The organism is Gilliamella sp. LMG 34361 (assembly GCF_984569075.1).
In genome coordinates this window covers 2768173-2782497 of record NZ_OZ474903.1, presented here as the reverse complement: position 1 = coordinate 2782497, position 14325 = coordinate 2768173, and the positions used below count along the sequence as shown (strand labels likewise).

10 protein-coding genes are annotated in these 14325 nt (G+C 36.6%); 6 read left to right on the top strand and 4 right to left on the bottom strand.

The window, feature by feature from the left end; genetic code table 11:
* The first annotated feature begins 505 nt into the window (after nucleotides 1–505).
* On the top strand, nucleotides 506–991 hold the full coding sequence (locus tag AC5LXI_RS12935; RefSeq protein WP_493442709.1) for a hypothetical protein: 486 nt from the start codon (nucleotides 506–508) through the stop codon (nucleotides 989–991).
* A 27-nt stretch (nucleotides 992–1018) separates the two neighbouring features.
* Here the strand turns inward: AC5LXI_RS12935 and mnmL are convergent, their stop codons facing one another.
* Nucleotides 1019–1942 (bottom strand): tRNA modification radical SAM protein MnmL/YtqA, encoded by a 924-nt coding sequence (mnmL, locus tag AC5LXI_RS12930; RefSeq protein WP_493444309.1) that lies wholly within the window; start codon nucleotides 1940–1942, stop codon nucleotides 1019–1021.
* A 351-nt stretch (nucleotides 1943–2293) separates the two neighbouring features.
* On the opposite strand from mnmL, the gene glyA reads away from it, so the two are divergent.
* Complete coding sequence (gene glyA / locus AC5LXI_RS12925; protein ID WP_493442708.1) at nucleotides 2294–3550, top strand: serine hydroxymethyltransferase; 1257 nt, start codon at nucleotides 2294–2296, stop codon at nucleotides 3548–3550.
* 47 nt (nucleotides 3551–3597) lie between these two features.
* Here glyA and AC5LXI_RS12920 read toward each other — a convergent pair whose 3' ends face one another.
* A complete protein-coding gene (locus AC5LXI_RS12920; RefSeq protein ID WP_493442707.1) occupies nucleotides 3598–5781 on the bottom strand; it encodes a hypothetical protein in 2184 nt (727 codons plus the stop codon).
* A gap of 185 nt (nucleotides 5782–5966) precedes the next feature.
* Between AC5LXI_RS12920 and AC5LXI_RS12915 the strand changes: the two genes are divergently transcribed.
* Nucleotides 5967–7889, top strand: coding sequence for an ABC transporter ATP-binding protein (locus AC5LXI_RS12915; protein ID WP_493442706.1), 1923 nt, complete (start codon nucleotides 5967–5969; stop codon nucleotides 7887–7889).
* Between the two features lie 21 nt (nucleotides 7890–7910).
* On the opposite strand, the gene AC5LXI_RS12910 is transcribed toward AC5LXI_RS12915, so the two are convergent.
* Nucleotides 7911–9077 carry a sugar transporter gene (locus AC5LXI_RS12910; protein WP_493444308.1) on the bottom strand — a complete coding sequence of 389 codons (1167 nt, stop codon included), beginning with the start codon at nucleotides 9075–9077 and terminating at the stop codon, nucleotides 7911–7913.
* Between the two features lie 193 nt (nucleotides 9078–9270).
* Between AC5LXI_RS12910 and AC5LXI_RS12905 the strand changes: the two genes are divergently transcribed.
* Both AC5LXI_RS12905 and AC5LXI_RS12900 read left to right on the top strand, forming a co-directional pair.
* Complete coding sequence (locus AC5LXI_RS12905) at nucleotides 9271–9624, top strand: DMT family protein (RefSeq protein ID WP_493442705.1); 354 nt, start codon at nucleotides 9271–9273, stop codon at nucleotides 9622–9624.
* 264 nt (nucleotides 9625–9888) lie between these two features.
* Nucleotides 9889–10629, top strand: coding sequence for an acid phosphatase (locus tag AC5LXI_RS12900; RefSeq protein ID WP_493442704.1), 741 nt, complete (start codon nucleotides 9889–9891; stop codon nucleotides 10627–10629).
* 106 nt (nucleotides 10630–10735) lie between these two features.
* Here AC5LXI_RS12900 and apbC read toward each other — a convergent pair whose 3' ends face one another.
* Entirely contained in the window at nucleotides 10736–11827 is a 1092-nt protein-coding gene (gene apbC, locus AC5LXI_RS12895; protein WP_493442703.1) for an iron-sulfur cluster carrier protein ApbC, read from the bottom strand.
* Between the two features lie 197 nt (nucleotides 11828–12024).
* On the opposite strand from apbC, the gene metG reads away from it, so the two are divergent.
* Nucleotides 12025–14052: a methionine--tRNA ligase gene (gene metG / locus AC5LXI_RS12890; RefSeq protein WP_493442702.1), complete on the top strand. Its 2028-nt coding sequence runs from the start codon at nucleotides 12025–12027 to the stop codon at nucleotides 14050–14052.
* The last annotated feature ends 273 nt before the right edge of the window (nucleotides 14053–14325 follow it).

Here is a 14325-nt window from a genome sequence, read left to right as displayed (position 1 = left end):
CCCCGAATAAATTTAAAACAATGCTAGTTTATTGTTTTATCTACAATTGAACCGTATAAAAACGTCCAAATCAAATAGAGAATGGCTGGTAAAAGATAGTCACAACTTATTTTTTTATTTTTGATTAAAAACGTAATCGATAAAATCAATAAAGTTAATAACAAACTAGTAAGAAAAAAAGTTGAGGAACGGGGTTTTTGAAGTTAAGTTCTTGACTGTTTAGTTATCACATCCAATTATAATTGTAATTATTTGCATTTAAAATATGCGTTCCTGAACATTTTTTACTATGTTACTTTCACCTTATTATTCGAAATAATATGGATCATCAATGGTGCTACCTCCAACACCGAAAACAGCAAAAATATATGTATTTAGTCAAAATGTGCAAACAAAATAATCCTATAGTGTATACAAAATCAATATGATAATATTGTTATCGGATAAACAAAGCAAAACACGCTTCACAAAAATTAATATTATTTTGAAATAAGGTAAAAAGGAAATGGCAGTATATCAATTCAAGCAGTCGTTGTTATTCCCATGGATGAAATCTACAATTGAGATTGACGAAAACATCGTTAAAATCAATGAAACAAATAGTATATTAAACATCATTCCGCTTGGTTATAGTAAACAAAACATCCCAATAAAAAACATCAGCTCTTCAATGGTCCATCGCAGCTACAATCTTAAATCATTATTAATTGGATTATTCCTAGCATTCTTTGGTGTTATTTCTTTAATCCATATTATTATTAGTTTTAATGATGTATGGCTTTTGGTTTTGCTACCAATAGGTATTATTATTTTTTTTAATGGAATTACCTCTGCTTTAATTGTGCAACGTTCAGGAAGCAACTATTATATTTTGACGCCTTTTTTTGAGCAAAAAACCTTAAATCGAATTAATGATGAAATCAATGAGCGATTAATTCAAGATGTTCAAAAAACAGATTTGAACCAATTTTTTGATAAAAAATCAACTTAAGATTTTAATCATATCGGTTTCACCTTATTATTCGAAATAATAAGGATCACCAATGGCACTACCTTGAGCACCAAATTGGCGTAAATTGTTGTCAACTGCATTCATTGATTGCCAATGATTTTCACACCAATCAGGGGCTAGTAAGGTTGGTTTTCTGGCATTGGCTGAGATTCGATGGTACAAAATATGGGCAGGTGTTTGCCGAATGATATCTCCAGCAATATCGACATACTTCTCTAAAGATAACACATCAATTCGCCCTGCTCGCCATGTTTTAGCCATAATACTGCCTTCAACGATATGTAACGGGTGAATTTTTAATCCATCAACGCCACTATCTAAAACTCGGTTTAGGGTGATAAGGTTATCTTGCTTAATCTCTTTAGGTAACCCAATAATAAGGTGAGTACATACTTTTATACCTAATTGACGAGCTTTTTGAACTGTTTGATGATAATCATCAAATGTATGCCCACGATTAATATGGTGCAATGTTTTGTCGTGAGCGGTTTGTAAACCGAGTTCTAACCAAACTTCGTAACCTTGATTTTGATAATCAGCAAGCAAATCTAATGCTTCTTGGGGTACACAATCAGGACGTGTACCAACACAAATACCAACAATATCGGCACTGTGGAGCGCTTCTTGATACATGTTTTTAAGGATTTCAACTTCAGCATAGGTACTGGTATAAGCCTGAAAATAAGCAAGGTAACGTTTTGATTTTTTCATTTGCTTTGCTTGGGACAAAAGCTGATCTGAAATTGATTTAATCTGAATAGACTCATCAATGATCGACGCCACATTACAAAAGGTACAGCCACCTTGACCGATAGTACCGTCACGATTAGGGCAACTAAAACCACCGTGTAGTGTGAGCTTATAGATTTTTTCACCATAGCGGCGTTGCAAATCGGAACCGAAGGTATTAACGACTAAATGGAGTTGCATAATAAACCAAACAAAATTTTTGGCTATTTTACCAAGATATCCAAGATACTCAATCGGCAAACTGGAGTGGTTAATCAAATTATCTAAATCTGCGACTGAACAATGAAAATAAACAGTAAATTGGCGATATAAAAAAGTTGAGGAACGGGGTTTTTGCAGACTTAAATTTGGGTAATTTGGCAAAGGAATTCAATTAACATCTTAATAAATTATAAATATTTATTATGACGTTAAAAAAAGATTGAAATTCAATGCTGATTGAGTGACGATAATGCACTATGATGTTTTTTTATGCCAATCAAGTACTGTAACGAGCCGTTAGGCTGACGTAATTGCTTACAAGGAGCCAATATGTTTAGTAAACAAATGACCATTGCTGAATATGATCAAGAATTGTGGAATGCCATTAAAGGTGAAGAACAGCGCCAAGAGGATCACTTAGAACTTATCGCATCGGAAAACTATACCAGTCCGAGAGTGATGCAGGCACAAGGTACCCAATTAACAAATAAATATGCTGAAGGCTATCCAGGTAAGCGCTATTATGGCGGTTGTGAATATGTTGATATTGTTGAGCAATTGGCGATTGAACGTGCTAAGCAGTTATTTGGTGCAGATTATGCCAATGTGCAACCACACTCAGGATCACAAGCTAACTTTGCTGTCTATATGGCATTGTTAAAACCGGGTGATACCGTGTTAGGGATGAATTTGTCTCAAGGTGGCCATTTAACCCATGGCTCACCAGTTAGTTTTTCAGGTAAACTCTATAATGTGGTCGCTTATGGTGTAGATGAAACGGGGCATATTGATTATGAGCAATTAGCTAAAATAGCTATAGATTCAAAACCGAAGATGATCATTGGTGGTTTTTCTGCTTATTCTGGTGTAGTTGATTGGCAAAGAATGCGCGAAATAGCTGATAGTGTAGGAGCCTTCTTATTTGTCGATATGGCGCATGTGGCTGGTTTGGTGGCGGCTGGTGTCTATCCAAATCCAGTGCCGTTTGCTCATGTTGTGACGACAACGACGCATAAAACCCTTGGTGGACCACGTGGAGGTCTTATTTTGGCCAAAGGTGGCAGTGAAGAACTCTACAAAAAATTAAATTCTGCTGTGTTCCCTGGTGCACAAGGTGGGCCGTTAATGCATGTGATTGCAGCAAAAGCCGTTGCCTTAAAAGAGGCGAAGGAACCCGCTTATAAAGAGTACCAAAAACAAGTTGTAAAAAATGCCAAAGCGATGGTTGATGTGATCATCAAACGTGGCTACAAAGTCGTGTCTGGCGAAACCCAAAATCATCTATTCCTAATTGATTTAGTTGATAAAAAGATAACTGGTAAAGAGGCGGATGCAGCTTTAGGTAGTGCAAACATCACCGTCAATAAAAATAGCGTTCCAAACGATCCTCAAAGCCCATTTGTGACATCAGGAGTGCGAATTGGTACCCCAGCTGTGACTCGCCGTGGTTTTAAAGAAGCAGAGTCTCGCGAATTAGCGAACTGGATTTGTGACGTGTTAGATAACATTGATGATGAACAAGCTATTCAAGCCGTTAAACAAAAAGTATTGGCAATTTGCCATCGATTACCAGTTTATCAACATTAATAAGAAAATTTCGCCGACGTAATGTCGGCGAAAAATATTATAGCCTATTAGTTTTTCTGTTCGTTTTGAATTTGGCTTTGGCTTTGGCTTTGGGTTAACTGCTGTTGCTGTTGTTTAAAATAATTGGCAATATCATTTTTAAACCATAAAGCAGTACCAACCAGAACAACCCCAACTAAGATTGCTGACCAGAATATCATCCGTGCTTTTTTATTTCGTTTTTTTAAAGGGTCAATTAAATTTCGTTTAGCATTGGCGGGTAATTCCGCTTTACTGGTGAGTAATCCACCTAATAGTAAATTGATTTTTACTTGTCCATTAATCGCCCAACCAGAAGCTTCAAGTAATGGACCAAGTGTCCTTCTTCGTAATTTTAACCAAGCTAATATCACCGATGGACCAGATATAATTAAGAACAAACCTAAAAGTAGTAATGGGAATTGCCACCAAGAGAGAGAAAAGATAGCCTGAAAAATGGTTGCTAGTGCAGTGCCAATGGCACCAATTGCTAAACCAATAGCTGCAAAAATACCGGCACTCTTACCAATATCAAATTTACTTTCCGGATTTTGGACGGCTTGGGTACTGGTCTTTTCAATATCTGCATCTTTATTGCTGGCCCATTTATTAATTTGTTCGGTAATTAATCGCCCAATTCGTTGATAAGGTGCCCAAATTGCTTGCTGTATGCTTATTGGTTTTGTAATCATTTTAACCACACTCGCATCCCAATCATTGCCCAAATTATCAATAAACACCCCATTACGGCCTTCCATTAATAAATCACCTTGACCGGCGGTAATTGCGGCAACAATCGTCTGTTTTTGACCGTGTCTTGTGCATTCACAATAAAGTAAACAAAGTTCAGAGTAATTTGCCATGGTTGAATGTTTGGCGATATTATCAACGGCAACGCAAAGCGTAGCACAGCGACCGTCAATATATAGTTTGCCTAATTGAAAAGCAGCGTAATGGTCAAGTGAGAAGAACTCAGCAAATGAAGCAAAGTTAATCAATAAACGATAAAGATGTTTTTGAAATAGCACTAACTTTTCTAATACAAAAACATCTGAAGCTGAAATAGGCGTTTTATTATCCTGTTCAACCATTTTTTCAAATTCATTTAATAAATTGCCATTGGTAAAATTAGCGATCTCATTGCTAGAAATATCCTCAATACTCGCTATTGGTTTAATTGCTACGTTTAATTGTTGTATATCTGGTTTAGAACTAATTAGTGTGGCATAGGCATTAAGACCTGTTTGAATATCTTGCCACTCTTGTGACGTTAATCGGTTTGGATCAGCTAAATGTGAAGCCACTAAAGCTCTGAATCGAGTGATTTTACTTTTCCAAAGTGGGTTAAGACCATTAACAAGATCCAATGAATTGTTGCTATCAATTTTAGATAATGGCAGTTCAGCTAAGGCCTCATCAGAAAGTAAGCCATTTTGCGTTGGAACAATATATTTCTCATCAACATTCAGTGCTGTTTGTGCTTGAGGAGCATATTGCGCTAATTCAACCCGGAGAAAATAGTCATCAATTTTCGGTTTTAATTCTTGAACTAACTTCCATATTTCAGAACGATTTTCCCCAAAAGGGGTCTTAGTATTACTGATATCGGTTTGCCATGCTTGCCAACTTTTTAGGTTTTTAACAAAGGTTTGCGCAATTTCTAGATTTATGCCATCTTGCCCGCTCATATCTTTTTGCGCGCCAGTTGTTTTAATTGCTGTTTGAATAAATTTCTGCATTTCTGGTGATAATTCGGCAGAAGGTGGGAAGATTAAATCACCATTGTAGAGCTTGCTGGCATTAATTTTTAGTGACTGTTGGACATCATCTTGTGTTAAATAATCGGTTTGGTTCTTATTTAAATTCGCTAAAATACTATGCGCAGTAACTAATAATTTTTTACCTTGTTGTGTTGAATCATCAATTTGAGATAGTGGCAATGTTTCTGAGGATTGCACTACCTTATCGAAAGAGACGATTTTATCTTTTGCCCAGCTAATCGCATCTAAAATATCGGGAATACGAATGCGGCCATCGTTATCCGAATCTAACAATTGTAATGTTCTTTGATCAAAATCTAAACCAGTTGTTGGGCAGCTAAGTGCAACCCATAATTTAGGATCTAAATTGGGTAAATTGATAATGTCATCGGCATTTTTTAATACGACTTGATCTAATCCACCAACACGTTGAAATGTCCAAGTATGACGCATAATTACCTCCATACTGAAATATTATTAATCTATTCAATCATTAATAAGCATAGCAGTATTTATTTTTTAGAAGAGAAAAAAGATGCTCACGTTTATGAGCGGTTTAATGTATCTTTGATAATTGATTGCCAATAGCAACTTTATGATAGAATAACGCCTTATTATTTAATATCCAAATAAAAAATATGTCATTAATAAATCTAACCAACGCTTATCTGTCATTTAGTGATGCGCCACTTCTTGACCATATTGATATGTCGATTGAAACTAATGAGCGAGTCTGTCTTGTTGGTCGTAACGGTGCTGGCAAATCGACTCTGCTAAAAGTCCTTAACAAAGAAGTACCGCTTGATGAAGGGCAGATTGTTTATGAAAATAACGTCGTTGTCTCTCGATTGCAACAAGATCCACCTCGAGATATTCAAGGTAATGTATTTGACTTTGTCGCGGAAGGTTTAAAAGAGCAAGCACAGTTATTAAAAGATTATTACGCATTGTCACATTTGGTTGAAGCTGATCCAAGTGAAAATAACTTATCGAAATTAGCTAAAATGCAAGAACAGCTTGATCACCAAAATGGTTGGCAGCTAGATAATCGTATTCGCAATGTTATTTCCTCACTATCGTTAGATGGTGATGCGTTACTCTCATCATTATCGGGTGGCTGGCTGCGTAAAGCGGCATTAGCCAAAGCACTCGTTTGCCAGCCATCAGTACTTTTACTTGATGAACCTACTAACCATTTAGATATCGACACCATTAAATGGTTGGAAGAATTTCTAAAAAGCTTCAATGGTAGCATTGTGTTTATATCACATGACCGATCTTTTATACGGCAAATGGCGACGCGTATTATAGATTTAGATCGCGGTAAGGTTGCTTCTTGGGGGGGAGATTATGATAGTTATTTGCTAGGAAAAGAAGAAGCGCTGCGCGTTGAAGAGTTACAAAATGCCGAATTTGATAAAAAGCTTGCCCAAGAAGAAGTCTGGATCCGCCAAGGTATCAAAGCTCGTCGAACACGTAACGAGGGGCGAGTGAGAGCATTAAAAGCGATGAGGCAAGAGTATTCGCAGCGTCGTCAAGTTATGGGCAATGCGAAAATGCAGATCGAAGAAGCACTGCGTTCAGGCAAAATTGTCTTTGAGCTAGATGATGTCAGTTATCAAATTGATGATAAAGTGTTGGTTAAGGACTTCACCGTACAAGTGTTACGTGGTGATAAAATTGCGTTAATTGGTCCAAATGGCATTGGGAAAACCACATTATTAAAACTGATGTTAGGTAGTTTAGCGCCGACATCAGGAAATGTTCATTGTGGAACTAAACTTGAAGTGGCTTATTTTGATCAGTATCGATTAGAACTTGATCCTGAAAAAACCGTTATGGATAATCTTGCTGAAGGTAAGCAAGAAGTGGTAGTAAATGGTCGCTCAAGACATGTGCTAGGCTATTTGCAAGATTTCCTATTTCCACCAAAACGCGCCAGAACGCCGGTTAGAGCGCTATCGGGTGGTGAGCGAAATCGCCTGTTATTAGCAAAACTCTTTTTAAAACCTAGTAATTTATTGGTACTTGATGAACCAACTAATGACCTTGATATAGAAACGTTAGAACTGTTAGAAGAACTTGTTAACGATTATCAAGGAACGGTATTACTTGTTAGTCATGATAGGCAATTTGTTGATAACGTGGTTACTCAGTGCTGGTTTTTTGAAGATCAGGGGCGAATTGGTATTTATGCTGGTGGTTATACCGATGCATTGCAGCAGCAACAGCAAGCTAAACCGGTGAATAAGCAAGTGACTACTAGCAAAATTAATGAACCGGCTAAAAGTGACACCTCAAATAGCTCGGCCGCCGCGCCACTCGTTAAAAAGAAGGTAAAGTTAAGCTATAACGAACAACGCGAACTTACTCAGTTACCGAATAAAATTGAGGAACTAGAAACAGCTATTGCCGATTTACAAGCACAAATTGGCCGTAGTGACTTTTTCAATCAACCTCATGACGTGACCGGTCCAATACTGCAATCTTTGACTGATAAAGAAGCGGAACTTGAAGTAGTATTTGAACGCTGGGAACAGTTAGAAGCATTAAGTCAATAAGCGCTCAATGTGAGCGCTTATTTACCAAATTCTTCTTGAAAGAAGGTAAAAGAGCATTAGGGCAATAATCACAAAAACAGAACCGACAAAGCCAATGTAATGGGTAGATAAATAAACCAGTACTTGGCTACCGACAAAAGCACCCCCTCCGATACCAATATTATAAATGCCCGAATAGACCGAGGTCGCAATGTCGGCTGCGTCAGGTGCGGCATCAATGACTTTACTTTGCATTACCATGCTAATGATGGTAATTGATAGTCCCCAGACCATACCTTGTAATATTGCGGTAATTAAGCTGAAAGAACAAACATAAAGTGATAACAAGCAGGTCAATAATAATAATGCCGGAATAACAAATATTGCGATGGGATGAGAATCAGCATATTTGGCAAAAATAACACTACCAATCATACCTGAGAAACCAATAGCTAATAACAGACTAACTACAACATGCTCACTAAAACCGCCAACATTGAGCATAAATGGCGTAATATAAGTATAAGCCGTGAAATGACCAGTTATTATAATGGCGGTTAGTAAATAGATATTTAGTAATACAGGGCGTTTTAGTACTTTAGGAATATCTTTGATTAAAATCTTACTTAAACTCGGTACTGATGGTAACAAATAAAGTAGCGACAACATGACACAAAAGGCAATAAAACCAATACATAAAAAGGTTACTCGCCAGCCAACAAGTTGTCCGATCATGGTTCCAATTGGAATACCTAAAACAGTTGCCATTGACGTGCCAACTACAATAAAGCCCATTGCTTTAGCTTTTTTGCCATTGGGTGCTAATCGAACAGCTAAAGGCGTAGTAATTGCCCAAAATACAGCATGCGCACAGGCAATGCCAAGTCTTGCTACCATTAAACTGTAAAAATTCCAAGCAAAACCAGCAAGGACATGACTACCGATAAACAAACAAAATAAAAATATCAGTAATTTTCGGCGATCGAGTTTTGAAGTTAATACCGTTAACGGTAAAGATAATAACGATACAGCCCAAGCATAAATAGTTAATAATAGCCCAGCATGTGCGACATCCATCGAGAAGCTTTCAGCAATATTTGGTAGTAATCCAACTGGAACAAATTCAGTCGTATTAAAAATAAAGCCTGCAAAAGCAAGACAAAGAATTGACGACCATATTCGAGCCCGTTTATTGGTATTATTCATGATTAAAGTAATAGAGGGAATAGAGATTTAATAGTGTAATTATAGCTGAATCTGTTTTACTATCAAACAGCGAAGATAGATAAATAACACGATTAAATTAGTTATTTTTTAAATTAAATCATTCAACCATTTTGCTGCTTTAATAAATAAGAGTATATAATATAGCAACCCACAAACAATCGTTCGATTAACTATCATGAATCAACTTCTCATCACGGTTTGTCTACTCATCTGTAGTAATGTCTTTATGACGTTTGCTTGGTATGGACATTTGCGTTTTATGCATAATCAAGTTTGGATTTTAGCGGTACTTATTAGTTGGGCAATTGCCTTTTTTGAGTATTTGCTACAAGTACCTGCAAACCGTATTGGTTTTCAAGTTGCCAGCGCAGGGCAATTAAAAATTATTCAAGAAGTAATTAGCTTGTCGGTATTTATTCCATTTTCAATTTACATCTTAAAAGAACCGTTCAAAACCGATTATATTTGGGCTGGATTGTGTTTACTTGGTGCGGTTTTTTTTATGTTTAAAGATAAAATTATCGCTTAAGACAAATACGTAGTTTATGTACTTATTATATTTTACGCATTCGTCTGTAAATTATTATTTACTCAAAAAAACAATGACTTTTAAATATTATTGTGAGGTAAGTCATAGAATAATAAATACGTTTTTTGTCTGCAACCATAACTGTTTTATTATGAACTATATCAATATTTATTGATAATTAAATTATATCTGCTCAAGATTTTTTTAGTTGCTCTATTTAGTGCAATTTTTGCGTTATTTAAAATAGTATTCAAGGAGACATATATGCGTAACAAATATCTCGGTTCATTTTTCATATCTATACTATTTTGCTTTACTACTCATGCCATTGAAGCTAAAGATGTCACTACCGATCCAAATGATTTTTATCTTAAAATAGAACAAGCGCCGGACAGTTTACTACTGTTACCTCCTCCACCTGCATTTAATAGTGTTGATTTTTTAAGAGATAAAGCAATGTATGATTGGGGAAAATCCGTTCGTAATACTGAACGAGGCAAACAAGCTTATCTTGATGCTGATTCAAGTAAAGATAATGTTACTAAGCAATTTTCTCCTGCTTTTGGATACGAAATTTCGGTTGAAACTTCACCGGAAATTTATAAACTTATTACTACAATGAAAGAAGATGCTGGCGATCTAGCAACTCGATCTGCAAAGCAGCATTATAATCGAATCAGACCGTTTTCATTTTTTAATGAACAAACATGTCGCCCAGAAGATGAAAAAACGTTATCGACCAATGGTTCATATCCATCTGGTCATACAACAATGGGATTTGCTATAGCATTGGTCTTAGCTGAAATTAATCCTGTACGGCAAAATGAAATTTTGAAACGAGGTTATGAAATTGGTGTAAGTCGGGTGATCTGTGGCTATCATTGGCAAAGTGATGTGGAAGCTGCAAAAGTGATGGCGGCAGCGGTTGTTGCTCAGTTACATACAAATTCAGCGTTTGTTGAACAATTGGCGAAAGCAAAAGCTGAATTGAAACAATTTCAATAATTATAGATTCAATAACGATTGATTTAATAATGACATGGCGATAATGTAGAACTTGCCAACTTAATGATATTGGTTGTTAAATGTCAACAACCAATATTAATTTTCACTATAACGCCTTAAATGAAATATCCGGTAAGATTGCCTCACCTTGCCAAAAAAGTTGACTAGCAACTTGGGCTGCAATTTTACAATAGAGTTGGGTGAACTCACTGTCTGGATGGCTCACAACTGTTGGTTTGCCTGAATCAAGATCGTGGCGTAATAGGCGGTGTAGCGGAATTTGACCAAGTAATTGAGTTTGGTATTTTTCAGCTAAATGCCTAGCACCATCCTCACCAAAAATTGCTTCATGATGACCACAATTTTCACAGATGTGATAACTCATGTTTTCAATAATACCCAAAGTTGGAATGTTAACTTTATTAAACATAATAATCCCTTTTTTGGCATCAATTAAAGCAATATCTTGTGGTGTTGTCACAATCACTGTTGCAGTAACCGGGATATTTTGGGCAAGCGTTAATTGGATATCGCCAGTCCCTGGTGGCATATCAATAACCAAATAATCAAGTTCTGGCCAAAGTGTATCTTGCAAAATCTGTAAAAGCGCCTTACTTGCCATTGGTCCGCGCCACACCATCGCGCCGTTTGTATCAACTAAATAACCAATAGAATTACTAGCAAGGCCATAGGCCGTAATCGGTGACATATGTTTATTGTCAGGCGTTAACGGTTGTTCTTTTTCGGTGCCAAGCATAGTTGGAATGGAAGGACCATAAATATCCGCATCTAAAATCCCGACTTTAGCACCTTGCTTTTGTAATGCTAAGGCTAAATTAACCGCTGTTGATGATTTACCAACACCACCTTTACCCGAACCTACCGCAATGATATTTTTAACATTATTAATAGGGTGATGATTATTTGCTCGCTTTAACGTGGCAATATTATATTTAATATTCCAATTCACCTTATTAACACCATCTAATTGAAGCAATTTAGGTGTCACTGTTGTTTTGAGGTCATCAAAACCCATCTGCCAAGCAAAAGGCATGACTAAACGTATTAGTAGTTCTTGATTAGCCAGCTCACACTGGTTAACTGCACCAAGTTCAATCAAGTTTTTTTGTAATGTTTGATGAGTAAAATTCTCAAGAATTTTCTTTGCTTGCATGTTATTTGGCCTTGTTATATGCATTACTTAATTTACTATCAAATAGATATTACCAATGTCTTTAACAGTTGGGAAATGACAAACATCTGTTTATTTTGCCAGAAACTAAAAATTGATTGGTTATATAAACAAATTTAATCAAATTATGGCATAAATCTAGCGATAATCACACGATTGATGTACTATTTCTGCCATTATTTAATTAAAGGTAATAATTTAACATGACAACTCAACGCAAAATATTAGTGACTTGTGCGCTCCCTTATGCAAATGGTTCAATACACTTAGGTCATATGCTTGAACATGTTCAAGCTGATATATGGGTTCGCTACCAACGTATGCGCGGTAATGAGATCTATTTTATTTGTGCCGATGATGCGCATGGAACGCCAATTATGCTTAAAGCTCAGCAACTAGGGATCACGCCTGAGCAAATGATTGATGAAGTCAAAATCGAACATCAACGCGATTTTGCTGGATTTAATATTAGTTACGACAATTATCACTCCACTCATAGCCCAGAAAATCGTGAAATATCTCAGCAGATCTATAAACGTTTAAAAGCAAATGGTTATATTAAAACCAAAGTCATTTCACAACTCTTTGATCCAGAAAAACAGATGTTTTTGCCTGATCGCTTCGTAAAAGGGACATGTCCACGTTGTAAAGCGCCAGACCAATATGGTGACAATTGTGAAGTATGTAGCGCAACTTATAACCCTACTGATCTCATTGATCCTAAATCGGTCGTTTCAGGCGCAACCCCGATTTTAAAAGAATCAGAGCACTTCTTCTTTGACTTACCTGCGTTTTCAGCCATGCTACAAGCGTGGATACGTTCAGGCACATTACAAGAACAAGTTGCTAACAAAATGCAAGAATGGTTTGAAGCAGGTCTACAACCATGGGACATCAGCCGTGATGCACCTTATTTTGGCTTTGAAATTCCAGACGCGCCAGGCAAATATTTTTATGTATGGTTAGATGCCCCGATTGGTTATATGGGATCTTTCCTTAACTATTGCAACAAAAATAATAAACCGATTTTTGATGAATTTTGGGATAAAGAGTCAACCACTGAACTCTATCATTTTATCGGTAAAGATATTGTCTACTTCCACAGCTTATTTTGGCCGGCAATGTTAGAAGGTAGCGAACATCGCAAACCATCAAATATTTTTGTACATGGTTATGTTACAGTTGATGGTGCTAAAATGTCAAAATCACGTGGCACTTTTATTCAAGCAAGTACTTACCTCAAACATCTAGATCCAGACTGTTTACGTTACTATTATGCCGCTAAATTATCGCCGCATATTGATGATATCGATCTTAATCTTGAAGATTTTGTTCAACGTGTTAACAGTGATTTAGTTAACAAAGTAGTTAACATTGCTTCGCGTTCGGCTGGATTTATCAGTAAACGATTTGACGGTAAATTATCAGATAAAATTGCCGCCCCAGAATTGTACTCATTATTTGTCGAAAAAGCACAAGTCATTGCCGAGGCTTTTGAAAAACGCGAATCAGGTAAAGCCATTCGTGAGATCATGGCATTAGCAGACGAAGCTAACCGCTACATTGATGAAAAAGCGCCATGGGTTGTTGCTAAACAAGAAGGACAAGATCAGGAGTTACAAGACATTTGTTCAATGGGAATTCATCTATTCCGTATCTTAATGACCTATTTAAAACCTATCGTACCTTCATTGGCTGAGCGTAGCGAGGCGTTTTTAAATAGCAAATTGGAATGGAATACCATCAACAAAGCCTTGAGTGGACATACCATTAATCGCTTCAAAGCATTATTTAACCGAATTGACATGGATAAAATCACTGCCATGATTGAAGAAACTAAACAACAAGCTACGTCAGCCATACCAACAAAAGAAAATGTAGCCGAACCAATAGCTCAAACTATCAATTTTGACGACTTTGCAAAAGTAGATATGCGGGTTGCTTTAATTAAAAACGCCAGTTTTGTTGACGGTTCTGATAAATTACTACAACTAACGCTTGATATTGGTGACGAAACTCGAAACGTCTTTTCAGGTATCAAACAATACTACCCAGATCCCCAGGTATTAATCGGCCGTTTAACCATTATGATAGCTAACTTAGCTCCGCGAAAAATGCGTTTTGGTATTTCAGAAGGCATGGTGCTTTGTGCTAGTGGTAAAGATGATAACGAAGGTGTTTACCTATTATCACCCGATAGTGGCGCTAAACCTGGCATGCGTATTTCATAACTCACTTTCTTAACCCTTGAAAAGGCATTTTAGCAAACTTGATAATTTGTTAAGATGCCAATGTGGAAAAGAAATTGCACAAAAAAAACTGGATAACTCGATGGATGAATAATAATTATGCAACAAAGACTGAATAAAGCTCACACCTATAATTAATGACGAATTTTTGCCCATTAAAAAAATGTCCTTGTGGGATTACTCAAAAACCTCGCTCCTCAACTTTTTTGACATAAAAATCGCATTATTTCAAATAGGTTTTAGCATGCTTCACTT

Bases quoted from the DNA above. Each gene is read 5' to 3' on its own strand.
- AC5LXI_RS12935 (WP_493442709.1), top strand. From the start codon at position 506: ATGGCAGTATATCAATTCAAGCAGTCGTTGTTATTCCCATGGATGAAA.
- mnmL (WP_493444309.1), bottom strand. From the start codon at position 1,942: ATGCAACTCCATTTAGTCGTTAATACCTTCGGTTCCGATTTGCAACGC.
- glyA (WP_493442708.1), top strand. From the start codon at position 2,294: ATGTTTAGTAAACAAATGACCATTGCTGAATATGATCAAGAATTGTGG.
- AC5LXI_RS12920 (WP_493442707.1), bottom strand. From the start codon at position 5,781: ATGCGTCATACTTGGACATTTCAACGTGTTGGTGGATTAGATCAAGTC.
- AC5LXI_RS12915 (WP_493442706.1), top strand. From the start codon at position 5,967: ATGTCATTAATAAATCTAACCAACGCTTATCTGTCATTTAGTGATGCG.
- AC5LXI_RS12905 (WP_493442705.1), top strand. From the start codon at position 9,271: ATGAATCAACTTCTCATCACGGTTTGTCTACTCATCTGTAGTAATGTC.
- AC5LXI_RS12900 (WP_493442704.1), top strand. From the start codon at position 9,889: ATGCGTAACAAATATCTCGGTTCATTTTTCATATCTATACTATTTTGC.
- apbC (WP_493442703.1), bottom strand. From the start codon at position 11,827: ATGCATATAACAAGGCCAAATAACATGCAAGCAAAGAAAATTCTTGAG.
- metG (WP_493442702.1), top strand. From the start codon at position 12,025: ATGACAACTCAACGCAAAATATTAGTGACTTGTGCGCTCCCTTATGCA.